This is a genomic window from Enterobacter cloacae complex sp. P47BA, from assembly GCF_014930485.1.
GTDB lineage: Bacteria > Pseudomonadota > Gammaproteobacteria > Enterobacterales > Enterobacteriaceae > Enterobacter > Enterobacter bugandensis.
The window spans coordinates 37,275-63,452 of the sequence record NZ_JADBRF010000024.1 but is presented as its reverse complement, the minus strand read 5'-3'; the positions used below and the strand labels follow the sequence as shown (position 1 = coordinate 63,452).

Sequence of the window (26,178 nt, the reverse complement as noted above, 5' to 3'; positions counted from 1 at the left end):
TGGTGGCTACGACGGGATTCGAACCTGTGACCCCATCATTATGAGTGATGTGCTCTAACCAACTGAGCTACGTAGCCAGTACTGCAGTCTTCGATGGCTGGGGTACCTGGATTCGAACCAGGGAATGCCGGTATCAAAAACCGGTGCCTTACCGCTTGGCGATACCCCATCCGTGCAACGCTTACCCGGGAATGGTGCGGGAGGCGAGACTTGAACTCGCACACCTTGCGGCGCCAGAACCTAAATCTGGTGCGTCTACCAATTTCGCCACTCCCGCAAAAAGATGGTGGCTACGACGGGATTCGAACCTGTGACCCCATCATTATGAGTGATGTGCTCTAACCAACTGAGCTACGTAGCCATCTTTTTTTCGCGTTACCTTATCGGCGTTGCGGGGCGCATTATGCGTATAGACCCTTGCAGCGTCAACACCTTTTTCAACGAAAATAGCCGGAATGTGACTGTTTGGTTAGGTTGCGAACAGCGTGGCCGAATATTCGGCAATTATTGGTTATTAATCGGTTTTTGGTGGTGAAATGTGAGGCAAAAAAAACAGGCCCCTGAGGGGCCTGTTTGAAATCGTTGTGATTATTTGTAGGCGGACTGGTGAACGCCTACCGCACGCCCCGATGGATCGTTCATCGCCTTGAAAGATTCATCCCATTCAATGGCTTTCGCGGATGAACAGGCCACTGACGGACCGCCAGGAACACACTCGGCAGCGCTCGGCACCGGGAACAGTTCTTCAAAGATCTCACGGTAGAGGTACGCTTCTTTCGAGCCCGGCGTGTTGTACGGGAAGCGGAAGCTTGCGGTTTCCAGCTGCTGGTCAGAAATCTGCTTCGCCGCCACCTCTTTCAGGGTGTCGATCCAGCTGTAGCCAACGCCATCAGAGAACTGCTCTTTCTGACGCCATGCCACGCTCGCCGGCAGGTAAGATTCAAAACATTCACGCAGGATATGTTTTTCCATTTTGCCGTTGCCGCACATTTTATCCTGCGGGTTGATGCGCATCGCCACGTCGAGGAATTTCTTATCCAGGAACGGCACGCGCGCTTCCACGCCCCAGGCCGACATCGCTTTGTTGGCACGGGCACAGTCGAACATATGCAGCGCCTGCAGCTTACGCACGGTCTCTTCATGCAGCTCTTTGGCGTTTGGCGCTTTATGGAAGTACAGGTAGCCGCCAAACACTTCGTCAGAACCTTCGCCGGAGAGCACCATCTTGATGCCCATCGCCTTGATCTTACGCGACATCAGGTACATCGGCGTGGAGGCGCGAATGGTGGTCACGTCATAGGTTTCAATGTGATAGATCACATCGCGGATCGCATCCAGACCTTCCTGCACGGTGAAGTGAATTTCATGGTGCACGGTGCCGAGGTGGTTTGCCACTTCCTGCGCGGCTTTCAGATCCGGTGCCCCTTCCAGGCCCACGGCAAAGGAGTGCAGCTGCGGCCACCAGGCCTCGGAGCGCTCCTGATCTTCCACGCGACGAGCCGCGAATTTCTTGGTGATCGCGGAGATCACGGAGGAGTCCAGACCGCCAGAGAGCAGTACGCCGTAAGGCACGTCTGACATCAGGTGGCTTTTCACGGAATCTTCCAGCGCCTGACGCAGCTCGGCTTTATCCGTCACGTTGTCTTTCACCGCGTCATAGTCAAACCAGTCGCGCTGGTAGTACGAACGGATTTCACCGTCTTTACTCCACAGATAGCTGCCCGCCGGGAACTCTTTGATGGTGCGGCAGACCGGTACCAGGGCTTTCATTTCGGACGCGACATAGAAGTTGCCGTGTTCATCGTGACCCATGTACAGCGGGATAATACCGATATGGTCACGGCCAATCAGGTAAGCGTCTTTTTCGCTGTCGTACAGGGCGAAGGCAAACATGCCCTGCAGGTCGTCGAGAAACTCGGGACCTTTCTCCTGATACAGCGCCAGGATCACTTCACAGTCAGAGCCGGTCTGGAAGGCGTAGCGGTCGCCGTACTCGGCGCGCAGCGCCTGATGGTTATAAATTTCACCGTTGACAGCCAGCGCGTGCGTTTTTTTCTCGTTATACAGCGGCTGTGCACCGGCGTTGACGTCAACAATAGACAGGCGTTCGTGAGCCAGAATCGCTTTGTCGCTGGCGTAAACGCCTGACCAGTCCGGGCCGCGATGGCGCATCAGGCGGGACAATTCGAGTGCTTTTTTACGCAGTTCGCCCGCGTCAGTTTTAATATCCAGTACGCCAAAAATTGAACACATAACCTTCTCCGTTAACCCTGTTGCATTGTGATGTTGCTTGCTTATGAAAATGCCGCAAAAGGGGGGAGGGGCGCAAGGGTTTTACGGGCCAAAACGGAAATAGTGCAATAGTGATTGCGGAATAGTGAAAAAAGAGTACGTCACGCATCCTTTTATTGATGATTATGCAATGAAAATGGTTTTTTGTTAGATGGTGTTTTGTTTGTATAAGCTGAAAATGAAAAACCACGCCCTGGGACGTGGTTCAGAATCAAATAACGTCGATTTCGTCGACAGAGGGGTAAATCCAGCTTGGTCGGAAGGGCATCGTATCGATGTCATCAAGCTGCGAGACGCCAGAAAGTACCAGGATGGTTTCAAGCCCTGCCTGGAAGCCAGCCAGAATATCGGTGCGCAGGTTGTCGCCAACAATGACGGTTTCTTCTGAGTGTGCCTGCATCGTATTCAGCGCGGCGCGGATGATCCACGGGCTCGGTTTGCCGACAACAAAAGGCTTACGGCCTGAGATTTTTTCAATACCGGCGCACAGCGCGCCGCAGGCCGGATAGAAACCACGGCCGTGCGTATCCGGGTTGGTGGCAATAAAACGCGCACCATTGGCGACAAAGTAGGCTGCTTTATGCATCATCTCCCAGTTAAAGGAACGCGTTTCACCCACGATCACAAAGTCCGGGTTCACATCGGTAATGGTAAAGCCTGCTTTATACAGCTCGTGGATCAGCGCGCCTTCACCGACCACGTAGGCTTTTTTTCCTTCCTGACGCTTCAGGAAATCCGCCGTTGCCATTGCGGAGGTATAAAACACGCTGTCCGGCACGTCGACGCCTGCGGTGGCAAAGCGATTCGCCAGATCCTGACCGGTTTGGGAAGGGTAGTTCGTGAGTAGAACCAGTGGCATTCCTTTGTCGATGATGCGGTGAAGAAACTCCGCAGCACCCGGCACGGCAACGTTGTCGTGCATCAGCACGCCGTCGATATCACAAATTACATTCTTAATGGTCATGGACATTCCGACATCAAAAAAAGAAGGCGTTACTATAAGGTCCGATCAGGATTCCAGCAAATGCTGGAGCAGGATCCCGTTGAGCATGGCGCGCTTGACCAGCGCAAACGCGCCAATCGCCGAGCGATGGTCAAGCTTCGAACGAACCACCGGGAGGTTCTGTCGGAATGCTTTTAGCGCCTGGGTGTTGATACAGCCTTCGATGGCGGGCAGCAGCACCTTTTCCGCTTCAACAATCTCTCCGGCGATCACCACTTTCTGCGGGTTAAACAGGTTAATGGCGATGGCGATGGTTTTCCCCAGATGGCGACCTACCTGCTCGATCACCTCACAGGCCAGCGCGTCGCCTTTATTGGCGGCTTTGCAGATGGTGCCTATCTTGCAATCGTCCAGCGTGACGCGGCTTTGATAACCCTGCTCAAGCAGGTGGCGAACGCGCTGCTCGATGGCCGTGTTGGCGGCGATGGTTTCAAGGCAGCCGAAGTTGCCGCAGTGGCAGCGTTCGCCGAGCGGTTCAACCTGGATGTGGCCGATCTCGCCAACGTTACCGTTACGACCAATAAAAATACGGCCATTGGAGATAATGCCTGCGCCCGTACCGCGGTGTACGCGCACCAGAATAGAGTCTTCACAGTCCTGACTCGCACCAAAGTAGTGCTCAGCCAGCGCTAAAGATCGAATATCATGACCGACAAAGCAGGTCACCTTAAAGCGTTTTTCCAGCGCGTCGACCAGCGCCCAGTTCTCAACCTGAATATGCGGCATGTATCGGATCACACCGCTTTCCGGGTCGACCAGGCCAGGCAGAATGACGGAGATGGCGATCAGTTCGCGGATCTTGCGCTGACAGCTTTCAATAAAGTGCGCGATAGTATTCAGCAGCGCGTGTTCCAGCGTCTCCTGAGTGCGCTCGGGCAGCGGGTAGTGCTCTTCCGCAATGGCTTTGCTGCTCAAATCGTACAGCGTGAGCGTGGTGTCATGACGACCAAGCCGGACGCCAATGGCCTGAAAGTTACGGGTTTCGGTAATGATGGAGATGGCGCGGCGGCCCCCGGTGGAGGCCTGCTGATCGACTTCTTTGATCAAACCGCGCTCAATGAGCTGGCGGGTAATTTTTGTCACGCTGGCGGGAGCAAGCTGGCTTTGTTCGGCTATCTGGATCCGCGAGATTGGACCATGTTGGTCAATCAGGCGATAAACCGCCGCACTGTTAAGTTGTTTAACGAGATCGACATTACCGATTTGAGCTTGTCCGCCTGGTGTCATACTTTTACTTACTCAGTGACGACCTCGTTACCATTAACGATGGTCTTAATAATTTTATAATCGTGTGTGAATGCCGTCAGGTTTGCAACCATACCTGGTGCAATTCCGCCGAGCTGTTTATCCACGCCGATGGCGCGAGCCGGATAAAGGGTGGCCATACGCAGGACTTCATCAAGCGCAATCCCACAATGCTCCACCAGATTACGCACCCCTTCAATCATGGTCAAAGAGGAGCCACTCAGCGTACCGTTTTCATCCACACACAGTCCATTGCGGTAGTATATTGTTTTACCAGCAAAAATGAACTGCTCAATATTTGCACCTGCTGGCGCGGTGGCATCGGTGACCAGGCAGAGCTTGTCACCTTTCAGCCGTTTGGCGTTGCGAATGTTGGTGTAATCAACGTGCATGCCATCAGCGATAATGCCGCAGTAGACGTCTGGTTCGTCGAGAATCGCCCCGACCAGACCCGGTTCACGGCCGGTAATATACGGCATGGCGTTGTAAAGGTGGGTCGCAAAGGTAATGCCGGCACGGAAGCCCGCTTTGGCTTCTTTCAGCGTGGCGTTTGAGTGGCCTGCTGAAACCACAATCCCGGCGGCAGCCAGTTTGCTGATGACCTCAGTACCGGTCATTTCAGGCGCCAGCGTCACTTTAGCGATCACATCAGCATTGGCACACATGTAGTCGACCAGTTCAGCATCCGGCTTGCGCACGTAATCCGGGTTATGCGTGCCTTTTTTCACTATGTTCAGCCATGGCCCTTCCAGATGCAGACCCAGCGCCTGGTTCGGGTGTTTGGCCAGGTATTCGCGCATCACGCGGATACCCTGTTTCATCAGGTCATCACTGCTGGTGATGAGCGTCGGCAGATAGCTGGTGCAGCCTGATTTCTCGTTAGCTTTCTGCATGATTTCCAGCGTTTCAACCGTCACCGCCTCGGCGGTGTCATTGAACTGCACACCGCCGCAGCCGTTAAGCTGTACGTCGATGAAACCGGGGGAGATTACTGCTCCATTGAGTGAGCGCTGTTCTATCTCCGGCGGCAGTTCCGCCAGCGGGCAAACACGTTCAATCAGGCCATTGGCGATAACAATCGCATGGTCATCCAGAATTTCATGGCCGGTATAAATCCGACCGTGGGTTAAAGCGTACATATCGACCCCCGGTTAAAAAAAGCGACCGCCTCTGACAGAAGAGGCGGTTATTCAATTACAGACCTTTGATGTTCTCAGCTTCTAACTCGTTGAAGTATTTCAGCGTTTTCACCTTCAGCTCCATCGTGGACGGTTCGTCGCAGACGATGACTGATTTTGGATGCAGCTGCAGGCAGCTGATGGTCCACATGTGGTTAACGTTGCCTTCAACGGCTGCCTGGAGCGCCTGCGCTTTCACGCCGCCCAGTACCAGAATCATCACTTCTTCGGCATCCAGCAGGGTGCCTACGCCAACGGTCAGGGCGTATTTTGGAACCTGGTTCACGTCACCGTCAAAGAAGCGGGAGTTTGCCACGCGAGTGTCATGGGTCAGCGTTTTAATACGGGTACGGGAAGCCAGAGAAGAGGCTGGTTCGTTAAACGCGATATGACCATCGTTGCCCACGCCACCCATGAACAGGTGGATTTTACCGTAAGAACGGATTTTTTCTTCGTACTGACGGCATTCTGCGTCAATATCAGGCGCATTTCCATTCAGCAGGTTAATATTTTCAGCTGGGATATCAACGTGATCAAAGAAATTGCGGTGCATGAAGCTATGGTAGCTTTCAGGATGCTCCTTTGGCAGGCCGACATATTCGTCCATGTTGAAGGTTACAACGTGTTTAAAGCTAACCTGGCCCGCTTTATGCATTTCAACCAGCGCTTTGTACGCGGTCAGTGGGGTACCACCGGTTGGAAGGCCAAGAACGAAGGGACGATCGGCAGTAGGCTTGAAGGCATTAATACGGTTAACGATATGGCGAGCGGCCCATTTACCGACTTGTTCAGCAGTTGCCAGGGGAATCAGTCTCATTGTTCACCTCAAAGTTTAAGTAGAAGAGTGGGCGGATGGGTATCGGAACCTGATGCTTAAGCGTAACCTGGAACCTTTCAGGCCGGATCAATCCGTCTTGATTTTTTGAATGATAAAATAAGTTTTGGCTGTTAGCCAGTGAAAGGGAGGAGGGAATACGATATTTGGTGACAATAATCACAAAAAATAGGTGTTTAATTTGCGATACGAATTAATTTTTCACACACTCAGACTGCCAGTGAATCATCAACTGTATCTATCGTTCGTGACACAATAAAAACATAGTTTATGCGCGAGTCTTAATAATGGGTCTCGTAGGGGGAATAGGATGAATATTTTAGGTTTTTTCCAGCGCCTCGGTAGGGCTTTGCAGCTCCCTATCGCCGTGCTACCGGTTGCAGCGTTGCTGCTGCGATTCGGGCAACCCGATCTTCTTAACGTGCCGTTTATTGCCCAGGCAGGCGGCGCCATTTTTGACAACCTTGCGCTGATCTTCGCCATCGGCGTGGCGTCAAGCTGGTCAAAAGACAGCGCCGGTGCTGCGGCACTGGCAGGGGCGGTAGGTTACTTCATCCTCACGAAAGCGATGGTAACCATCAACCCGGAAATCAACATGGGTGTACTGGCGGGTATCATTACCGGTCTGGTCGGTGGTGCCGTGTACAACCGCTGGGCGGGTATCAAACTGCCTGACTTCCTGAGCTTCTTCGGCGGTAAACGTTTTGTGCCAATTGCGACGGGCTTTTTCTGTCTGATCCTGGCCGCTATCTTTGGCTACGTCTGGCCGCCGGTGCAGCATGCTATTCATGCGGGCGGCGAGTGGATTGTTTCAGCAGGTGCTGTGGGCTCAGGTATCTTTGGCTTTATCAACCGTCTGCTGATCCCAACCGGTCTGCATCAGGTGCTGAACACCATCGCCTGGTTCCAGATTGGTGAGTTCACCAATGCTGCGGGCACCGTATTCCACGGCGACATCAACCGCTTCTACGCGGGCGACGGCACCGCGGGTATGTTCATGTCTGGCTTCTTCCCAATCATGATGTTTGGTCTGCCGGGCGCTGCACTGGCAATGTACCTGGCTGCGCCAAAAGCGCGTCGCCCAATGGTTGGCGGCATGCTGCTGTCCGTTGCGATTACCGCGTTCCTGACCGGTGTAACCGAGCCGCTGGAATTCCTGTTCATGTTCCTGGCGCCAGTGCTGTACCTCATGCATGCGGTGCTTACCGGTATCAGCCTGTTTGTAGCGACCCTGCTGGGCATCCATGCTGGCTTCTCCTTCTCTGCAGGCGCGATCGACTACGTGTTGATGTACAACCTGCCGGCGGCAAGCAAAAACGTCTGGATGCTGGTGGTAATGGGTCTGGTCTTCTTCGTCATCTACTTCGTGCTGTTCACTGCGGTTATTCGTATGTTTAACCTCAAAACACCAGGCCGCGAAGATACCAAAGACGAAGTGGTCACCAACGAAGCCAACAGCAATACCGAAGAGGGTCTGACTCAGCTGGCGACCAGCTATATCGCTGCCGTCGGTGGGACTGACAACCTGAAAGCGATTGATGCCTGTATCACCCGTCTGCGTCTGACGGTGGGTGACTCGGCGCGCGTAAGCGACGCAATGTGTAAACGCCTTGGTGCATCGGGCGTGGTTAAACTGAACAAACAAACTATCCAGGTTATCGTAGGCGCCAAAGCGGAATCCATTGGCGACGAAATGAAGAAAGTGGTTGCCCGTGGCCCGGTCGCGGCGGCATCAGCCGACAGCGCACCTGCGTCGACGGCTGCGCCGGTTGCGAAGCCGCAGGCCGTGCCGAACGCCGTGACGGTGGCCGCGCTGGTCTCTCCGGTAACGGGTGACGTGGTTGACCTTGAGCAGGTGCCTGATGAAGCCTTCGCCAGCAAAGCGGTTGGTGACGGTGTGGCGGTGAAACCAACGGATAAAACCGTTGTGTCTCCGGCGGCAGGCACCATCGTGAAAATCTTCAACACCAACCACGCGTTCTGCCTCGAAACCGAAAAAGGCGCGGAGATCGTTGTCCATATGGGGATCGATACCGTAGCGCTAAACGGTCAGGGCTTTACTCGCCTGGTGGAAGAGGGGGCTGAAGTGGTGGCAGGTCAGCCGATTCTGGAAATGGATCTGGACTTCCTGAACGCCAACGCGCGCTCGATGATTAGTCCGGTCGTGTGCAGCAACATCGACGACTTTAGCGGTCTGGTACTCCAGGCGAAAGGTCTGGTGGTTGCGGGTCAGACACCGCTGTATGAGATTAAAGGCAAGTAATCGCTCCTGAGTAGAGTCATGCCTTAAGCGGCGGGGGATATCCTCCGCCGCTTTTTTTTACAGCAAACGCCCCCATTATTTTCATCTGATACGTATTTTCCGTAACTAAGGGTTGTCACTACGTCCGGCTTATAAGATCATACGCCGTTATACGTTGTTTACGCTTTGAGGAATCCACGATGAGTGAGGCAGAAGCCCGCCCGAGTAACTTTATTCGTCAGATCATCGATGAAGATCTGGCCAGTGGTAAGCACACCACGGTACATACGCGTTTCCCGCCGGAGCCGAACGGCTACCTGCACATTGGTCATGCGAAATCGATCTGCCTGAACTTTGGCATTGCGCAAGACTACCAGGGGCAGTGCAACCTGCGTTTCGATGACACCAACCCAGTAAAAGAAGACATCGAATACGTTGAGTCCATCAAAAACGACGTGCAATGGCTGGGCTTCAACTGGTCTGGCGATATCTGCTACTCCTCTGACTATTTTGATCAGCTGTATGCCTACGCGGTGGAGCTGATCAACAAAGGTCTGGCATACGTTGACGAGCTGTCTGCGGACGAAATCCGCGAGTATCGCGGTACGCTGACTGCACCAGGCAAAAACAGCCCGTTCCGCGATCGCAGCGTGGAAGAGAACCTGGCGCTGTTTGAAAAAATGCGTGCCGGTGGCTTCGAAGAAGGCAAAGCGTGTCTGCGTGCCAAAATCGATATGGCGTCGCCGTTTATCGTGATGCGCGATCCGGTGCTGTACCGCATTAAGTTCGCAGAACACCACCAGACCGGAAATAAGTGGTGCATCTACCCGATGTACGACTTCACCCACTGCATCAGCGATGCGCTTGAAGGCATTACCCACTCGCTGTGTACGCTGGAGTTCCAGGATAACCGTCGTCTGTACGACTGGGTGCTGGATAACATCACTATTCCTGTGCATCCGCGTCAGTACGAGTTCTCTCGTCTGAATCTGGAATACACCGTGATGTCCAAGCGTAAGCTGAACCTGCTGGTGACCGACAAGCACGTTGAAGGCTGGGACGACCCGCGCATGCCGACCATCTCCGGCCTGCGTCGTCGTGGTTACACTGCCGCTTCTATTCGTGAGTTCTGCAAACGTATCGGCGTGACCAAGCAGGACAACACCATCGAAATGGCGTCTCTGGAATCCTGCATTCGTGAAGATCTTAACGAAAACGCCCCGCGCGCGATGGCTGTTATCGATCCGGTGAAACTGGTGATTGAAAATTACCCGCAGGGTGGAAGCGAGCTGGTCTCTATGCCTAACCATCCGAATAAACCGGAAATGGGAAGCCGCGACGTGCCGTTCAGCGGTGAGATCTGGATCGACCGTGCTGACTTCCGTGAAGAAGCCAATAAGCAGTACAAGCGTCTGGTGTTGGGTAAAGAAGTTCGTCTGCGTAACGCCTACGTCATCAAAGCCGAGCGCGTAGAGAAAGATGCTGAAGGTAACATTACCACCATCTTCTGTTCGTACGATGCTGAGACGCTGAGCAAAGATCCGGCAGACGGCCGCAAGGTAAAAGGCGTGATCCACTGGGTGAGCGCTTCCCACGCGCTGCCGGTAGAAATTCGTCTGTACGATCGTCTGTTTAGCGTGCCTAACCCGGGTGCGGCTGAAGACTTCCTGGCGACCATCAACCCGGAATCTCTGGTGATCAAGCAAGGTTATGCGGAGCCATCGCTGAAAGCCGCTGAAGCGGGCAAAGCGTTCCAGTTCGAGCGTGAAGGTTACTTCTGCCTGGACAGCCGTTACAGCACGGCAGAAAAACCGGTATTTAACCGTACCGTAGGTCTGCGTGATACCTGGACCAAGATCGGCGAATAATAACGCTGCACTGGTCAATGAGAAACAAACGCCGCTTATAGCGGCGTTTTTTTATTTAATGATCATATCGTTAAAGTAGGCCCGTAATTAGGCCAGCTAAAATTTTTGGTCAATGCGGTGCTACTTATTTTTCTAAAAAAAGTTTGTCTGTTTCATAAAAAAGAGAATTAAGACAAATACGGGTTTTATTACGATCTAATACGCCGAAATTACCTGCTCTACCCCCGCCACACCTCGCATTCGGCCAAATGTTACAAAGCACTACCAATTATGTGCACTTCGTCATAATCCTGACTTTTGCCCACTGAAAAGCATTGATAATTCGCGTCGCGAAAAATAACCTAAAGACGGTAGTTAATTCGAGGGTATTTATAACTACCCCTGGCCTTTTGGTCTTTTATATTTTCGCCGTTTAAGGCGTTTTAATTCGTCAAAGAGGAATAATCTATGCGTACGTTCAGTGGCAAACGTAGTGCGCTGGCGCTGGCTATTGCCGGTGTGACAGCAATGTCGGGCCTGGTGGTGACACCAGAGGCAAAAGCAGCAGGTTTCATCGAAGATTCTACCCTCACTGGCGGTATTTATTACTGGCAGCGTGAACGTGACCGTAAAGATGTCACAGAAGATAAATACAAAACCAACCTCTCTCACTCCACCTGGAACGCCAACCTGGACTTCCAGTCAGGCTACGCCGCCGATATGTTCGGTCTGGATATTGCCGCGTTTACGGCGATTGAAATGGCTGAAAATGGCGACAGCGGCCACCCGAACGAAATTGCCTTCTCCTCCAGCAATAAAGCCTATGACGAAGACTGGTCAGGGGATAAAAGCGGTATCAGCCTTTATAAGGCCGCAGCGAAATTCAAATACGGCCCGGTATGGGCGCGTGGGGGCTATATTCAGCCAACCGGCCAGACGCTGTTAGCGCCGCACTGGAGCTTTATGCCTGGTACCTATCAGGGGGCAGAAGCCGGGGCTAACTTTGACTACGGTGATGCAGGTGCGTTGAGCTTCTCCTATATGTGGACCAACGAGTACAAAGCGCCGTGGCACATTGAGATGGACAAGTTCTACCAGAACGATAAGAAAACCAAAGTCGATTACCTCCACTCGCTGGGCGCGAAGTACGATTTCAAAAACGATCTGGTTCTGGAAGCCGCATTTGGTCAGGCGGAAGGCTATATCGATCAGTATTTTGCTAAAGCCAGCTACAAATTTGATATCGCCGGTAGTCCGCTGAGCACCAGCTACCAGTTCTACGGTACGCGCGATAAGGTTAGCGATGGCAGCGTAAATGACATTTATAACGGCACCGCGTGGCTGCAGGCGTTAACCTTCGGCTATAAGGTCGGTCAGGTTGATTTGCGTCTGGAAGGCACATGGGTGAAGGCTGAAGGGCAGCAGGGCTACTTCCTGCAGCGTATGACGCCGACCTATGCCTCATCTAATGGTCGTCTGGATATCTGGTGGGATAACCGCTCAGACTTCAACGCCGACGGCGAGAAAGCGGTCTTCTTCGGCGCCATGTATGACCTGAAAAACTGGAACCTGCCGGGCTGGGCGGTGGGCGCTTCTTACGCTTACGCCTGGGATGCAAAACCAGCAGACATGGCGACGCCGGATGCGTACTACGATCCAAACTATCGCCTGAAAGAGTCCTCCTACAGCCTGGATGCTATCTACACCCTGCAGGATGGCCGCGCGAAAGGCACGATGTTCAAGCTGCACTTCACGCAGTATGACAACCACTCCGATATCCCAAGCTATGCGGGCGGTTACGGCAACATCTTCCAGGATGAACGTGACGTCAAATTCATGGTTATCGCCCCATTCACCATCTTCTGATGAGCACACCGGCGGGCTGAGTCCCGCCGGTCTGGAGACTGCATATGATGAAAAAAATCGTAATCGTCGCGCTGATTGCATCAGGGCTGGTGGCGTGTGTTCAGACTCAGGCACCGAAAGAGGACGCCCGTCTGAAGGAGGCGTATAGCGCCTGCATTAATACTGCGGAAGGATCGCCGGAGAAAATTGAAGCCTGTCAGAGCGTGCTGAACGTGCTGAAGAAAGAGAAAGCGCACGAGCAGTTTGCGACGCAGGAGAATGTCCGCGTGATGGATTACCAGGCCTGTATCCAGGCGCGTAAAACCGGTAACGATCAGGAAGTGGCGAAGCGTTGCGATAAAATCTGGAACGAGATACGCAATAACAACAAATGAGTTGATCTACGCCCGGTGGCACTTTGCTGACCGGGCTTTTTTCAGGCAAAAAAAAGCCAACCTTACGGCTGGCTCAGAGTATGAACGCTAACTTATTTTGTGTCGTGAGCGTGTTCATTCTCGCGGCAATCCCCTTCAGCGCAGTGACCGTAAAGGTACAGGCTGTGGTTGGTCAGGCGAATGCCATGACGAGCTGCGATTTCACGCTGACGCGCTTCGATGGAATCATCGCTAAATTCAATGACCTTGCCGCAATCGAGGCAGATCAGGTGATCGTGGTGATGCTGCTGGGTCAGTTCGAACACAGATTTACCGCCTTCGAAATTATGACGGGTAACAATGCCCGCGTCATCAAACTGGTTCAGCACGCGATATACGGTGGCCAGTCCAATCTCTTCACCCATGTCGATAAGACGTTTATAAAGGTCTTCCGCACTGACATGGTGATTGTCTGGACCCTGAAGCACTTCCAGGATTTTTAACCGAGGAAGCGTTACTTTCAGGCCAGCCTTCTTTAATGCGGTATTGTTGTCAGTCATGCGGAATCTGTCCTGTTGCTAAACGATTCACTTCTCTGGGAAGTGACAGAAAATGCACCTGGGATAATGCGTCTCATTATAGAACTGCCATGCCTAAATGAAAACTGCAAGTCTCAGGCAAAGTATGCTTATAAAAACGTGGTATCACCTACAAACTTGCTCAATGGAAACCACATTTTGCCAGGGAGACATTGTACAGGTCTGGGCGAAAAAGTTAAAAGTTTGTAGCAATTAATTTAATCGGTTTTACCTGGAAAAGGGGCGCAACCCGCGTTGCGCCGTAAAAAATCAGGCGTTGAGAATATCGTCCAGATGCAGTTCTTCGCGGATCTGCTTAACCCACTTCTCTACACGCTCTGCGGTCAGTTCTGGCTGACGGTCTTCGTCAATGGCAAGTCCGACAAAATGATCGTCATCGGCCAGGCCTTTAGAGGCTTCGAAGTGGTAACCGGCAGTCGGCCAGTGGCCCACAATAACCGCGCCATTAGGCTCAATGATGTCGCGAATCGTCCCCAGCGCATCACAGAAGTACTCGGCGTAATCTTCCTGATCGCCACAACCGAACAGGGCAACCAGCTTGCCGTTGAAGTCCACCTCTTCCAGCGTCGGGAAGAAATCGTCCCAGTCGCACTGGGCTTCACCATAGTACCAGGTTGGAATACCCAGCAGCAGAATGTCATAGCCCTCGAGATCTTCTTTGCTGCTCTTGGCGATGTCATGCACATCAGCAACGTCTTTACCGAGCTGTTTCTGAATGTTTTTTGCGATATTTTCGGTATTGCCGGTATCACTGCCGAAGAAAATGCCGATGATTGCCATGAGTAAAATAACCTCTTGAAACTTAATGGTATGGTGGCGCAATTCGGCCACGGATAAGGGCAATAATAGCAGAACTGGCAACCCTGCGGAAACCGCTATCGCGCAGGACTGCACTCTGTGCTACATGAAAAGGGCGATAAAGGGGTTTTTCAGACTTATGCCTGGCTGCGCAGCGTCTCAAGTTGGGCGATGAGCATCTCTTCAATAAGCTCGCTGCGGCTGATATTACGCGCCTCTGCCAGCTCGTTAAGCGCATCGACCGCGTCGGCGTTGAGCTTCAGTTCGACACGCTTAAGCCCACGATTTTTATCGCGTTTAAGCTGATTGCGTTTATTGATACGCAGCTGTTCATCGCGCGAAAGCGGATTCGTTTTCGGTCGTCCCGGTCGACGCTCATTCGCGAACAGATCTAGTGTCGTACGGTCCGTTTGTTCTTTGGCCATGATTATGAGACTTCGGGGGAAACACGCCGCCCTGCTAAAGCCCGGGCGATAAGCGCGCCATCATACATCACCAAAAACGGCACGCCAACGACTGGAAGCCCGTCATCTTCCAGTCGCTCTCTTTTTAATCAATTTGCAGTATCAGCGAGATAGCGGCGAATGGCGCGCAGTACAGCATCTGGTTTTTCCGCATGCACCCAGTGTCCGGCACCGGCAATGACGTGGGCGCGCGCCTGCGGGAATTGTGCCAGCAGCGTGTCGCGGTACGCGTCGGTAATATAAGGAGAGTTACCGCCGCGAATAAAGAGGGCAGGGTGCGGCCAGGCGGGAACGATTTCCCAGCCCACGATGTTGTTGTACTGGTCCCACAGCACCGGCACGTTAAAACGCCACTGCCCGTCAACAAACGACTTCAAAAGGAACTGCACCACGCCTTCTTCATCAAGATGCTCACGCATAACCGCTGCCGCCTGCTGACGAGTGGAAACGCCAGCTTCGGTTACGGCATTGATCGCCGCGAAAATCTCATCGTGACGGCGAACGTCGTAATCCACAGGCGCAACGTCAATCACGACAAGCCCGGAAATTCGCTCTGGCACCAGCGCGGTGAGCGCCATAATCGCTTTACCGCCCATTGAATGCCCGATGAGGGTCACCTTCTGCAGGTTGTGCGCGTCCAGCGTATCCAGCAGATCCTGCGCCATTGCCGCATAGGTCATCTCGTCTGAGCGGCCGGAAAGCCCGTGGTTGCGCATATCGACCTGCAAAATATCGTGATCGGTAACCAAATCGCGGGCCAGCACGCCCAGGTTATCCAGGCTGCCAAAAAGTCCATGAACCAGCACGATGGGGGAATTATTGTTCGGCGATTGTGCAGTTTGCGCTCGGGTATTCAATTTCATGGCAAAGTTCTTTTTTTACGTATGTCAGGTTAGGGTATCATGTTGACCATTCTGCCGCCCGGCTGCAAGGTTCCAGTTTAATCTGACTTTTGCCGCCAACCTGGTTTGACGCTATCCGCTGTTGGGATTTGACCTTATAATCCCAATGACTTGTATTCAGATAAGATATCGCACTGGATTAAGATGAAAACAATCGAAGTTGATGACGAACTCTATCAGTATATTGCCAGCCAGACGCGGCATATCGGGGAGAGCGCGTCCGACATTTTACGGCGCATGCTTAAAATTTCCGCCGCTTCACAGCCTGCCACCCCAGTTACCAAAGATGTCGTGTCTCAGCCGAGCGTTGCTGTACAAGCAAAACCTGCCGTGACGCCGGTAAAAGATAAAGTGCGCGCGATGCGCGAACTGCTGCTCTCCGACGAATATGCGGAGCAGAAAAAGGCGGTTAACCGTTTTATGCTGGTGCTGTCTACACTTTACTCCCTGGATAACAAAGCGTTTGCTGAAGCGACCGAGTCGCTGCACGGCCGTACCCGCGTCTATTTCGCGGGCGACGAGCAGACGCTGCTGCAAAATGGCAATCAAACCAAACCTAAACATGTCCCTGGCACTCCGTACTGGGTGATCACCAATACCAATACGGGCCGCAAGTGCAGCATGATTGAACACATCATGCAGTCCATGCAGTTCCCGGCGGAATTGATTGAAAAGGTTTGCGGTACAATTTAACCCTTGCATCATAAGGACCCGGTAATGGCAAATCACAGCCGTGCAGGCCAACCTGCACAACAAAGCGATTTGATTAACGTCGCTCAGCTGACCGCGCAGTATTACGTGCTGAAACCGGTCGTGGGCAACGCAGAACACGCAGTGAAGTTTGGTACATCTGGTCACCGCGGCAGCGCGGCGCGCCACAGCTTTAACGAACCGCACATTCTGGCCATTGCTCAGGCCATTGCGGAAGAGCGCGCTAAAAACGGCGTTACCGGTCCGTGCTACGTGGGCAAAGATACCCATGCGCTGTCTGAACCGGCGTTTATTTCCGTGCTGGAAGTGCTGGCGGCGAACGGTGTGGACGTGATTGTTCAGGAGAACAATGGGTTTACTCCAACACCGGCGGTATCAAACGCGATCCTTGTGCACAACCAAAAAGGTGGCGCGCAGGCTGACGGTATCGTCATCACGCCATCCCACAACCCGCCGGAAGACGGTGGTATCAAATACAACCCGCCTAACGGCGGCCCGGCTGACACTAACGTCACCAAAGTGGTGGAAGATCGTGCAAACGCGCTGCTGGCCGACGGTCTGAAAGGCGTTAAACGTATTTCTCTTGATGAGGCGATGGCCTCCGGCCACGTGAAAGAGCAGGATCTGGTTCAGCCGTTTGTGGAAGGGCTGGCGGATATCGTCGATATGGCGGCGATTCAGAAAGCTGGCCTGAAGCTGGGCGTGGATCCGCTGGGCGGCTCCGGTATTGAGTACTGGAAGCGCATCGCCGAGCACTACAAGCTGGATCTGACCATCGTGAACGATCACGTCGATCAGACCTTCCGCTTTATGCACCTGGACAAAGACGGCGCGATCCGTATGGACTGCTCCTCCGAATGCGCGATGGCGGGCCTTCTGGCGCTGCGCGATAAATTCGACCTGGCGTTTGCTAACGACCCGGACTATGACCGTCACGGCATCGTCACCCCTGCCGGGCTGATGAACCCGAACCACTATCTGGCTGTTGCGATCAACTACCTGTTCCAGCACCGTCCGCAGTGGGGCAAAGAGGTGGCTGTCGGTAAAACGCTGGTCTCTTCTGCGATGATCGACCGCGTGGTGGACGCGCTGGGCCGCAAGCTGGTGGAAGTGCCGGTAGGCTTCAAGTGGTTCGTTGACGGTCTGCACGACGGCAGCTTTGGCTTCGGCGGCGAAGAGAGCGCAGGCGCGTCCTTCCTGCGTTTCGACGGCACCCCGTGGTCAACCGATAAAGACGGCATCATCATGTGCCTGCTGGCGGCGGAGATTACCGCGGTTACCGGTAAAAACCCGCAGGAACATTACAACGAGCTGGCTGCACGCTTTGGTGCACCAAGCTATAACCGTATTCAGGCTGGCGCGACCTCTGCGCAAAAAGCGGCTTTGTCCAAACTCTCCCCTGAGATGGTCAGCGCAAGCACCCTGGCAGGCGATCCGATCACCGCGCGTCTGACGGCGGCACCCGGTAACGGTGCGTCTATCGGCGGCCTGAAAGTGATGACCGAAAATGGCTGGTTTGCCGCGCGTCCGTCCGGTACGGAAGATGCGTACAAGATCTATTGCGAAAGCTTCCTCGGCGCTGAGCATCGCCAGCAGATTGAGAAAGAAGCGGTAGAGATTGTCAGCGAAGTGCTGAAAAACGCATAAGTCGTGTTCTGGTGCGGGCTGATGCCCTCACCCCGGCCCTCTCCCGCGGGGAGAGGGAGAAAACACTAAAAACGGCAACCTCAGGGTTGCCGTTTTGCTTTTACCTAACTGTGTTTGTTCTTCAATTCAAATCTCGGCGACACCAGACCGTACAGCGTCCAGCCCATGAAGGTCACTATCGCCCCGTACAGCATCGCCTCCTGTCCGGACGAGTAGAGCGCATAGAAGCTGTATATCGCCCCAACCAGCGCCACGATATTCGCTACTCGCGCTTTGTGCGGATCCACCTTCGCCACCTTCTGAATGATCGCCAGCGCCGCCATCGACAGAATATACGGGATGATGTTCGTCACCACCGCCAGGTTGACCAGCACGTTGAACTGGCTGTTCAGCGACGGGCTGATGGTCATTAGCGATAATCCGCTCTGGAAGATGACAATTGCCAGCATACCCTGCACCGGCGCATCGGCTTTGGTCACGCGGGAGAAGATTTTCGGGAAATAGCCTTCATCTGCCGAAGATTTAAAAACCTGTGCAATGGTGAACTGCCAGCCAAGCAGCGATCCGCAGCAGGACATCACCATCAACCCCATGATCACTTTCCCGACTTCTGGGGTGAACATCTGCGCAAAGGCCAGTCCGAACGGTGCCGTGGAGTTAGCCAGATCCATGTTTGGCACGATCCCCGCTATCACGTTGGTTGAAACGATATAGATCACCGCCGCGCCCAGCGTCCCGCCGAGAACCGCAATCGGCACGTTCTTCTCCGGATTTTCCACCACTTCCGCATTTGCGCAGGCGGATTCCAGGCCCAGGAAAGCCCAGAGCGTCATGGCGATAGACGAGCCCACGGCGGTGAAGAACGGCACATGGTGCGGGTTCCAGGAGTTGGCGTACAGCGTCGGGCTAAACCAGAACCAGCCGATGATGCACAGACCGACCACCGGGATGATCACGCCCCAGACGGTGATGCTGCTGAGTTGTCCGGTGATGCGCGCGCCGCCAAAGTTAGCGACGGTACAGATCCACAGCACGCCGATGGTCGCCAGCCCAATTTGCACCGGGCTGAGCGTCGCGCCAAACAGCTCCGTACCGTAGCCCACGGCGGAGATGGCAATCGCCACGTTGGCGATCAGCAGCGACACCCCATAGGTATAGTTCGCCATAAAGTTGCCGGACTTGCCGAAGGCGTACTCGGCATAGCCGCCCATGCCGCCTGACTTGCGGCTGAACATCCCGCACTTGGCAAACGCCCACGCCAGCGCCATCGATCCGACAGCCGTCACCAGCCAGGAGATGATAGAGATGGTCCCCACCTCGGCAAGCTTGGTGGGCAGCATGATAATCCCGGAGCCCATCATGTTAACCATGGTGAGGATAGTCAGCTGCACCACGCCCATCTTATTGGACTTGCTCATAATTTTTCTCCTTTCAGCAGCGATGGCTGAGCAGCGGATTGTTTGATGACGTAGCAGCGAACCTGTTTGCGACCGTCACACTCCTCGACGTACACGCCCTGCAGCTCCGGCGCGAAGCCCGGCAGCAAGTTGATGCCTTCTTCCAGCGCGGCAAAGTAGCGCAGCACGGAACCGCCCCAGACTTCCCCTGGAACCACGCACAGTACCCCCGGTGGGTAAGGGAGCGCACCTTCGGCGGCGATGCGGCCTTCCGCGTCGCGCAGGGAGACCAGCTCGACCTCACCGCGCAGGTAGGCATAGTTCGCCTCTTGCGGGTTCATCATCACGCGCGGGAAGTGAGACTTGCGGAACATCTCTTTTTGCAGCTGCTTCACGTTGTGACGGGCGTACAGGTCGTGCATCTCCTGGCAGATCTGGCGCAGGGTGTAACCCGCGTAACGTTCCGGATGCTGTTTGTAGAGGGAGGGCAGGACGTCTTTCAGCGGCACATCGCTCTCAAGCAGTTTTTCGAAGCGCACCAGCTGGGCGACCAGCTGCTGCAGCTTGCCCATGTCCTCCGCAGGGGTGAGCAGGAACAGGATCGAGTTGAGATCGCATTTTTCCGGCACGATGCCGTTTTCACGCAGGAAGTTGGCGAGAATGGTGGCGGGCACGCCGAAGTCGTCATACTCCCCGGTGCGGGCGTTAATGCCCGGCGTAGTCAGGAGGAGCTTGCACGGGTCGATAAAATACTGATGCTCAGCGTAGCCATCAAAAGCGTGCCAGCGTTCACCCGGTACGAAATGGAAGAAGCGCAGATCGGTTGCAATCTCTGCCGTGTCCCAGCTTTCCCACGCGCGGCCATCCACCGTCTCGGGCACAAATGGACGAATAAATCGGCAGTTCTCCAGGATCAGCTTGCGCGCCTCAATGCCCGTCACCACGCAGTCCATCCACATGTTGCGGCCGCTTTGCCCCTCATGCATGCGGGCGTTAATGTCCAGCGCGGCAAACAGCGGATAAAACGGGCTGGTGGAGGCGTGCATCATAAAGGCATTGTTGAGCCGCTTATGTGGGACATAGCGCTGCTGGCCTTTGATGTGGCTGTCCTTCTTGTGAATTTGCGAGGTCTGCGAGAAGCCAGCCTGCTGTTTATGCACGGACTGGGTGACCAGAATCCCCGGATCGTTTTCGTTCAGCTCCAGCAGCAGCGGCGAGCAGTCGGCCATCATCGGAATAAACTGCTCGTAACCCACCCAGGCCGAGTCAAACAGGATGTAGTCGCACAGGTGCCCAATCTTATCCACCACCTGACGGGCGTTGTAGATGGTGCCATCGTAGGTGCCCAGCTGGATCACCGCCAGGCGGAACGGACGCGCATCGCGTGCACGGCCAGGCGCCACCTCTGCCACCCGTTCACGCAGGTAGCTCTCCTCAAAGCAGTGCGCGTCAATGCCGCCGATAAAGCCGTACGGGTTGCGCGCGGTTTCCAGATAGACCGGCGTTGCCCCAGCCTGAAGGAGGGCACCGTGGTGGTTAGACTTGTGGTTATTACGGTCAAACAGCACCAGGTCGCCTGGTGTGAGCAGGGCGTTAAGCACCACTTTGTTGGACGACGAGGTGCCATTCAGCACGAAGTAGGTCTTATCGGCGTTAAAGACTTTTGCCGCATGCTGCTGGGCAATGCACGGTGCGCCTTCGTGGATCAGCAGATCCCCCATCGCCACGTCGGCGTTGCACAGATCGGAGCGGAATAACGTCTCGCCAAAGAAATCGACAAACTGATTGCCGGCAGGATGACGGCGGAAAAACTGCCCGCCCTGATGCCCCGGGCAGTCAAACGCGCTGTTGCCCTGCTTCACGTAGTCGACAAGGGCGCGGAAAAACGGCGGGCGCAGCTGGGTTTCATACTTCTGCGCGGCCGCTTCCAGCTGGCGTCCATAAAAGTCTTTGCTGGTGTCTGAATGCTCAAATACGCCGTGAATGCGCGATAAATAATCTGCCGGGATGATCTCTTCTTTGTGCGTCGCCACAAATACGGGAATGCCAAAACCGGTAGCTTCTATTTCTTCCAGGATACCGCTGGCAATATCAGTGACCGCCAGAACAATGGCGGCAACATCAATATAATCAGAAGCGCGGACATCCACCACTTCACGCTGGGTAGTAAAGCAGTCCGGACATGCACGGCTGGCTGCGATTTTTAAATTTTTCATCTTTCTCTCTTTATTTTAGGTAATAAGCGTCCCTCGATTTCTTGCAAGAAAGAAATCGATAATTTTCCGGAAAAAAAGCAATGGGTAGCCGCTGATTAAAATCAGTGAATTGCTTTTTTGATGATTGAAATTCAGTCCGCCCGGTGCGGATGAGTCTGAATCAAGATGAATGAGCGCACGAGTTCACAGGCAATTGCCTGTAAGCTAAGGTTTTTCAGGATAACCTGTAAGCGAGTGCGCCAGAAGTCGAAGGACTACCGGGCATTAAAGAGATGAAAGTCAAAGCAGTTTCGGTGGGCAAACATCATAATATGCGTTGTCCGCCTTATATGGGGCATTAAGCGATTGTTGTTTTCCATGTTTCATTTTCCTTTCAGTAATTGAAAGCATGGTCATTTTATCCAGGCAAAGGCGATTAACCGTGAAGCAGATCACCATTAACCGATCATTTCAGAAATAATTAGTCGTTTTTGATGAATAATGCAGATCAAAATTCTGAATTGTTAGTGTCGCGTTAATAGATTGTGTTGTGAATGTTTGATGTGAGCGTAAATAATCAAAAAAAATAACGGTTGGGATATTTGTGAAATATTTTCTGAGAGGTTTCGTTTTTATTTAAATATAAATTGAATAGTTATTCAAAGCATAAACCGATAACCGATACCGGTTTCAGTTAATAAATGACGGGGGCGCGCGGGGTCAACTTCAAGTTTCTGGCGAAGATGTCCCATATATATGCGTAAATAGTGACTATGCTCCACCGCGTTGGGTCCCCACACCTGACTTAACAGCTGGCGCTGGGTGAGTACTTTACCGTGATTATTAAGCAGCACGGCGAGCAGGCGAAACTCGATTGGCGTGAGATGGATTTCTTCTTCACCGCGCACAATACGTCGCGCGGCCAGATCAACCCGGATATCCCCAAACGTGTAGGTTGGGTCAGCAGGCGTGGTTGCGCTGTGGCGGCGCAGGGCCACGCGCAGGCGAGCCTGTAGCTCGCCGATACCAAAAGGTTTTATCAGATAGTCGTCCGCCCCGGCATCCAGCGCGGCGATTTTATCCGTCTCTTCAGTACGGGCGGAGAGCACCAGAATTGGCATCTGGCTCCACTGACGTACCTCGCGGATAAAATCGATGCCGTCACCGTCCGGCAGGCCAAGATCGAGGATCACCAGGTCCGGCTTGCGGGTCGCGGCTTCAATTAACCCTCGCTGAAGCGTACCCGCATCATGAACGCGCAGACCATCGCCTTCCAGCGCTGCGCGCAGAAACCGGCTAATGGCGATCTCATCTTCAACAATCAGAACGTTGATCACAAATCCTCTGGTAATTCATTCAGTTCCGGCGGGGTTTCCAGAGGAAGTGTAACACAAAAACGCGCGCCGCCTTCCGGACGATTCTCCGCGAAAATGGTTCCGCCATGAACATCAATTATTGCCTGACAAATCGCCAGCCCCAGCCCCACGCCCGGGATGGCAGATTCTTTATTGCCGCGTGCGAATTTTTCGAAAATAGCCATCTCCTGTCCGGCAGGAATGCCCGGCCCGGTATCCCAGACGTCAAGACGAAGCGTGTCGTCGTCCACCGTCGCATCCACCCCAATTCGGGCGCTGGCACCTGCATATTTGCCGGCGTTTTCCAGCAGGTTAATCAACACTCGTTCAAAAAGCGGACCGTCGACGTGAATTAACGTCAGGGGCTCGGGCATGTTCAGCGCAATATGCCGCCCACCGAGGCCGGGTTCGAGCATTTTCAGCGCGCTGCCCACCACCTCTTCAAGCGTGAGCCACTCTTTTTTGAGGTTAAAACCGCCCGACTGGATCCGCGCCATATCGAGCAGGTTATTCACCAGGCGCGTGGTATTGAGCACGTGCTGACGGATTTCGCTGGCCTGCATGGCGTGTTTTGAACCTTCTGCTGCCAGGTCCAGCGTCAGGATTTCCGACTGGCCAAACAGGACGGTAAGAGGTGTGCGCAGGTCGTGAGACAGCGCCGCCAGGAGCGAGTTACGGATGCTTTCGCGCTCGCTTGCCAGCCGGGCCTGCTCTTCGCTGGCGGTGAGGGCCAGCCGTTCCAGCGCGCTGGCAACCAGCAGCGTAAAGGTCTCCAGCAGTCGCTGCTGTTCGGGGATCATCAGCTGGCGCAGATTGGAGGGCTCCACGATAACCAGCCCCAGGTTTTTATCGGCGCTGCGCAGGGGCAGAATTTGATAGGGCACGCCGGGCAGGGTGTCGGTCCCTGCACCCGCCGGTAGCCCTTTATCAAAGCTCCAGCGGGCGATGGCTTCGTCCCAGGGCGTCATGCCCGAGGCCGACGTCAGCGGGCGCAGCTTGCCGTGATCGTCCGGGAGTAAAATCAGGTTGCTGGCATGAAAGGTCGAGCGAATAAACTGCTCGCTGGTCTGCACAATATCCAGCGGCGTGCGGCCTACCGCCAGCGATTTCGACATCTCATAAAGATGCCGCGTGCGCTGTTCGCGATAGCGGGCGATACGCGCCTGGTAGCGCACGCCAGCCGTTAAGTTCCCGATCACCAGCCCGACGGTAAGCATCACGGCGAAGGTGAGGATGTACTGTACGTCCGAGACGGCGAGCGTCCCGCGGGGGGCAATAAAGAACAGATCGAAGCTGATGACGTTAATAACCGTCGCCAGTACCGACGGCCAGCGTCCGTAAAAGAGCGCCACCACTACCACGCCCAGCAGGTAGATCATCACCAGGTTGGCCGCGTCGAAGGCAATCAGCCATTTGCTGGCGATTATAGTGATCAGGGCGCAGAGCACGACGGCGACAAGGCAGCCGCGGAGCTGAATGCGCCATTTATCGCTGAAGGCCCGGCTGTCCGGCGCGCGGCTGGGGAGGGGAGCAGGTTTATCATCCAGCGCCACGATCACCAGGTCCAGATCCGGCGCGCGGCGGGCCAGTTTGTCGGCAAAGGATTCGCGGCTAAACCAGCGGCGATGCTGGCGGCGGCCAATGACAATTTTCCCCAGGTTATGCTCCCGCGCGTAGCGCAGAATGGCCTTATCTTCCTGCGGATCGGAAAGGGTAGCGGTTTCGGCACCCAGCTCCTGCGCCAGGCGCAGCGAGCTCAGGATCGCGCGGCGCTGGTTTTCGGGCAGAGCGTGCAGCTGCGGCGTTTCGACATACACCGCATGCCAGACGCTGCCAAATTTGGCCGCCAGGCGCGCGGCGGTGCGGACCAGCTTTTCATTGCCGCTGCCGTGGCCCACGCACAGCAGAATGGCATCCCGCGTGTGCCAGACGCGCTCCTGTCCCTGCAGGTCGCGCCAGGCGCGCATCTGATCGTCAACGCGATCGGCAGTACGCCGCAGGGCCAGCTCGCGCAGGGCAATCAGGTTACCTTTGCGGAAGAAATGTTCGATGGCGCGCTCGGCCTGGCCGGCAATATAAACCTTGCCTTCGTGCAGGCGCTGGCGCAAATCGTCAGGAGGCAGGTCAACCAGCACCACCTCATCGGCAGAATCAAAGAACGGGTCGGGCACCGTCTCGCGCACCTGAATGCCGGTCACGCCGCTGACCACGTCGTTCAGGCTTTCGAGATGCTGAACGTTAACCGTGGTGAACACATCGATACCGGCTTCAAGTAATTCTTCAACGTCCTGCCAGCGTTTGGGGTGGCGCGAGCCTGGCGCATTGCTGTGCGCCAGCTCGTCCATCAGGATTAGCGCGGGGCGGCGGGCGAGGGCGGCATCGAGATCGAATTCGGTGACTAACCGACCGCGGTGGCTGATGCGGCGGGGCGGCTGGGTAGCCAGCCCCTTCAGCAGCGATGCCGTCTCTTTACGTCCGTGGGTTTCAACCACGCCGATCAGAATATCGAGCCCCTGCGCCCGAAGCCGCTGGGCTTCCGTCAGCATGGCGAAGGTTTTCCCGACGCCCGCGCAGGCGCCGAAGAAAATTTTCAGTTTGCCGCGATGGGCTTCAGCTGTTTGTTCGAGCAGCCTGTCCGGATCCGGGCGCATGGGCTCGTCGGTCATTTAGTTTTTCCTTAGCGCGTCCAGCGCCAGATTCAGCTCAACAATATTAACCACGGGCATGCCGATGAAGCTGACCAGCGGCTTTTGCGTGTGCTCTGCCACCAGCTTGCTCACCTGTTCGACGGTCAACTGACGGGCGGCGGCGACGCGCGGGATCTGCCAGGCCACCGCTGCCGGCGTCAGGCTGTAGTCCAGCCCGCTGGCAGAGGCGGTCACCAGCTCTACGGGCACCTCGCGGCTGGCCTGAGGATTGGCGGCACGCAGGGTTGCCACGCGTTCAGCGACGGCTTTGTCCAGCTCCGGGTTGCTGCCCGCCAGGTTACTGCCGCCGGATGCCATCGGATTATACGGGCTTTCGGCAGTGGCGGAAGGGCGTCCCTGGAAGTAGCGGGCATCCGTAAAGTTCTGACCAATCAGGCGAGAACCGCGGTTTTCACCGTTTTGTATAATCAGCGAGCCGTTGGCCTGATCCTTAAACCACCACTGGCCCAGCGAGGTGGTTACCAGCGGGTACAGCCCGCCGGTAATGAGAGACAGCAGAATAAACAGAAGTATAGCGGGACGTAACATGGTCATTTGAATC

21 protein-coding genes and 4 tRNA genes are annotated in these 26,178 nt (G+C 54.7%); 6 read left to right on the top strand and 19 right to left on the bottom strand.

The window, feature by feature from the left end; translation table 11 throughout:
- The 9 genes from IM299_RS20590 to nagB form a co-directional block, all read right to left on the bottom strand.
- Positions 1-77 (bottom strand) — tRNA-Met (locus IM299_RS20590).
- 17 nt (positions 78-94) lie between these two features.
- Positions 95-169, bottom strand: a tRNA-Gln gene (locus IM299_RS20585).
- Positions 170-192: 23 nt separating this feature from the next.
- Positions 193-277: transfer RNA gene (locus IM299_RS20580), tRNA-Leu, on the bottom strand.
- 7 nt (positions 278-284) lie between these two features.
- Positions 285-361: transfer RNA gene (locus tag IM299_RS20575), tRNA-Met, on the bottom strand.
- A 227-nt stretch (positions 362-588) separates the two neighbouring features.
- A complete protein-coding gene (gene asnB, locus IM299_RS20570; RefSeq protein ID WP_041910781.1) occupies positions 589-2,253 on the bottom strand; it encodes an asparagine synthase B in 1,665 nt (554 codons plus the stop codon).
- Between the two features lie 250 nt (positions 2,254-2,503).
- Positions 2,504-3,256: a ribonucleotide monophosphatase NagD gene (nagD, locus tag IM299_RS20565; protein WP_028012353.1), complete on the bottom strand. Its 753-nt coding sequence runs from the start codon at positions 3,254-3,256 to the stop codon at positions 2,504-2,506.
- A gap of 45 nt (positions 3,257-3,301) precedes the next feature.
- Positions 3,302-4,522, bottom strand: a complete 1,221-nt coding sequence (locus IM299_RS20560) for an N-acetylglucosamine repressor (RefSeq protein ID WP_028012354.1) — start codon at positions 4,520-4,522, stop codon at positions 3,302-3,304.
- 8 nt (positions 4,523-4,530) lie between these two features.
- Positions 4,531-5,679 (bottom strand): N-acetylglucosamine-6-phosphate deacetylase, encoded by a 1,149-nt coding sequence (nagA, locus tag IM299_RS20555; protein ID WP_028012355.1) that lies wholly within the window; start codon positions 5,677-5,679, stop codon positions 4,531-4,533.
- Positions 5,680-5,734: 55 nt separating this feature from the next.
- Positions 5,735-6,535: a glucosamine-6-phosphate deaminase gene (gene nagB / locus IM299_RS20550; RefSeq protein ID WP_028012356.1), complete on the bottom strand. Its 801-nt coding sequence runs from the start codon at positions 6,533-6,535 to the stop codon at positions 5,735-5,737.
- Positions 6,536-6,863: 328 nt separating this feature from the next.
- Here nagB and nagE point away from each other — a divergent pair, with 328 nt between their 5' ends.
- From nagE to chiQ, 4 genes are all read left to right on the top strand, one after another.
- The gene (nagE, locus tag IM299_RS20545; RefSeq protein ID WP_193358024.1) at positions 6,864-8,816 is read left to right on the top strand and encodes a PTS N-acetyl glucosamine transporter subunit IIABC; all 1,953 of its coding nucleotides are present in this window, start codon (positions 6,864-6,866) and stop codon (positions 8,814-8,816) included.
- A 179-nt stretch (positions 8,817-8,995) separates the two neighbouring features.
- On the top strand, positions 8,996-10,663 hold the full coding sequence (gene glnS, locus IM299_RS20540; protein WP_041910779.1) for a glutamine--tRNA ligase: 1,668 nt from the start codon (positions 8,996-8,998) through the stop codon (positions 10,661-10,663).
- A 447-nt stretch (positions 10,664-11,110) separates the two neighbouring features.
- Positions 11,111-12,508, top strand: a complete 1,398-nt coding sequence (gene chiP / locus IM299_RS20535; RefSeq protein ID WP_028012359.1) for a chitoporin — start codon at positions 11,111-11,113, stop codon at positions 12,506-12,508.
- Between the two features lie 47 nt (positions 12,509-12,555).
- Entirely contained in the window at positions 12,556-12,882 is a 327-nt protein-coding gene (gene chiQ / locus IM299_RS20530; protein WP_193358028.1) for a ChiQ/YbfN family lipoprotein, read from the top strand.
- Between the two features lie 92 nt (positions 12,883-12,974).
- On the opposite strand, the gene fur is transcribed toward chiQ, so the two are convergent.
- The 4 genes from fur to ybfF all read right to left on the bottom strand — a co-directional run bounded on the left by fur (position 12,975) and on the right by ybfF (position 15,585).
- Positions 12,975-13,421, bottom strand: a complete 447-nt coding sequence (gene fur / locus IM299_RS20525) for a ferric iron uptake transcriptional regulator (RefSeq protein WP_028012361.1) — start codon at positions 13,419-13,421, stop codon at positions 12,975-12,977.
- A gap of 288 nt (positions 13,422-13,709) precedes the next feature.
- A complete protein-coding gene (fldA, locus tag IM299_RS20520) occupies positions 13,710-14,240 on the bottom strand; it encodes a flavodoxin FldA (RefSeq protein WP_008501067.1) in 531 nt (176 codons plus the stop codon).
- 155 nt (positions 14,241-14,395) lie between these two features.
- Entirely contained in the window at positions 14,396-14,683 is a 288-nt protein-coding gene (ybfE, locus tag IM299_RS20515) for a LexA regulated protein (protein WP_014883017.1), read from the bottom strand.
- A gap of 128 nt (positions 14,684-14,811) precedes the next feature.
- Entirely contained in the window at positions 14,812-15,585 is a 774-nt protein-coding gene (ybfF, locus tag IM299_RS20510; RefSeq protein ID WP_193358023.1) for an esterase, read from the bottom strand.
- A 183-nt stretch (positions 15,586-15,768) separates the two neighbouring features.
- On the opposite strand from ybfF, the gene seqA reads away from it, so the two are divergent.
- Both seqA and pgm read left to right on the top strand, forming a co-directional pair.
- Positions 15,769-16,317: a replication initiation negative regulator SeqA gene (gene seqA / locus IM299_RS20505; RefSeq protein ID WP_041910775.1), complete on the top strand. Its 549-nt coding sequence runs from the start codon at positions 15,769-15,771 to the stop codon at positions 16,315-16,317.
- A 24-nt stretch (positions 16,318-16,341) separates the two neighbouring features.
- Positions 16,342-17,982, top strand: coding sequence for a phosphoglucomutase (alpha-D-glucose-1,6-bisphosphate-dependent) (pgm, locus tag IM299_RS20500; protein WP_062935923.1), 1,641 nt, complete (start codon positions 16,342-16,344; stop codon positions 17,980-17,982).
- Between the two features lie 104 nt (positions 17,983-18,086).
- On the opposite strand, the gene potE is transcribed toward pgm, so the two are convergent.
- From potE to kdpC, 6 genes are all read right to left on the bottom strand, one after another.
- Positions 18,087-19,400, bottom strand: coding sequence for a putrescine-ornithine antiporter (gene potE, locus IM299_RS20495; protein WP_045630860.1), 1,314 nt, complete (start codon positions 19,398-19,400; stop codon positions 18,087-18,089).
- Positions 19,397-21,595, bottom strand: coding sequence for an ornithine decarboxylase SpeF (speF, locus tag IM299_RS20490; protein WP_193358022.1), 2,199 nt, complete (start codon positions 21,593-21,595; stop codon positions 19,397-19,399). Before speF ends, potE begins: the two co-directional genes overlap by 4 nt.
- A 254-nt stretch (positions 21,596-21,849) precedes the next feature.
- Complete coding sequence (gene speFL / locus IM299_RS20485; RefSeq protein WP_003858645.1) at positions 21,850-21,954, bottom strand: leader peptide SpeFL; 105 nt, start codon at positions 21,952-21,954, stop codon at positions 21,850-21,852.
- A gap of 279 nt (positions 21,955-22,233) precedes the next feature.
- Entirely contained in the window at positions 22,234-22,911 is a 678-nt protein-coding gene (kdpE, locus tag IM299_RS20480; RefSeq protein WP_008501074.1) for a two-component system response regulator KdpE, read from the bottom strand.
- The gene (gene kdpD, locus IM299_RS20475) at positions 22,908-25,595 is read right to left on the bottom strand and encodes a two-component system sensor histidine kinase KdpD (protein ID WP_045630858.1); all 2,688 of its coding nucleotides are present in this window, start codon (positions 25,593-25,595) and stop codon (positions 22,908-22,910) included. Before kdpD ends, kdpE begins: the two co-directional genes overlap by 4 nt.
- Entirely contained in the window at positions 25,596-26,171 is a 576-nt protein-coding gene (gene kdpC / locus IM299_RS20470; protein WP_045630857.1) for a potassium-transporting ATPase subunit KdpC, read from the bottom strand.
- Positions 26,172-26,178: the final 7 nt, after the last annotated feature.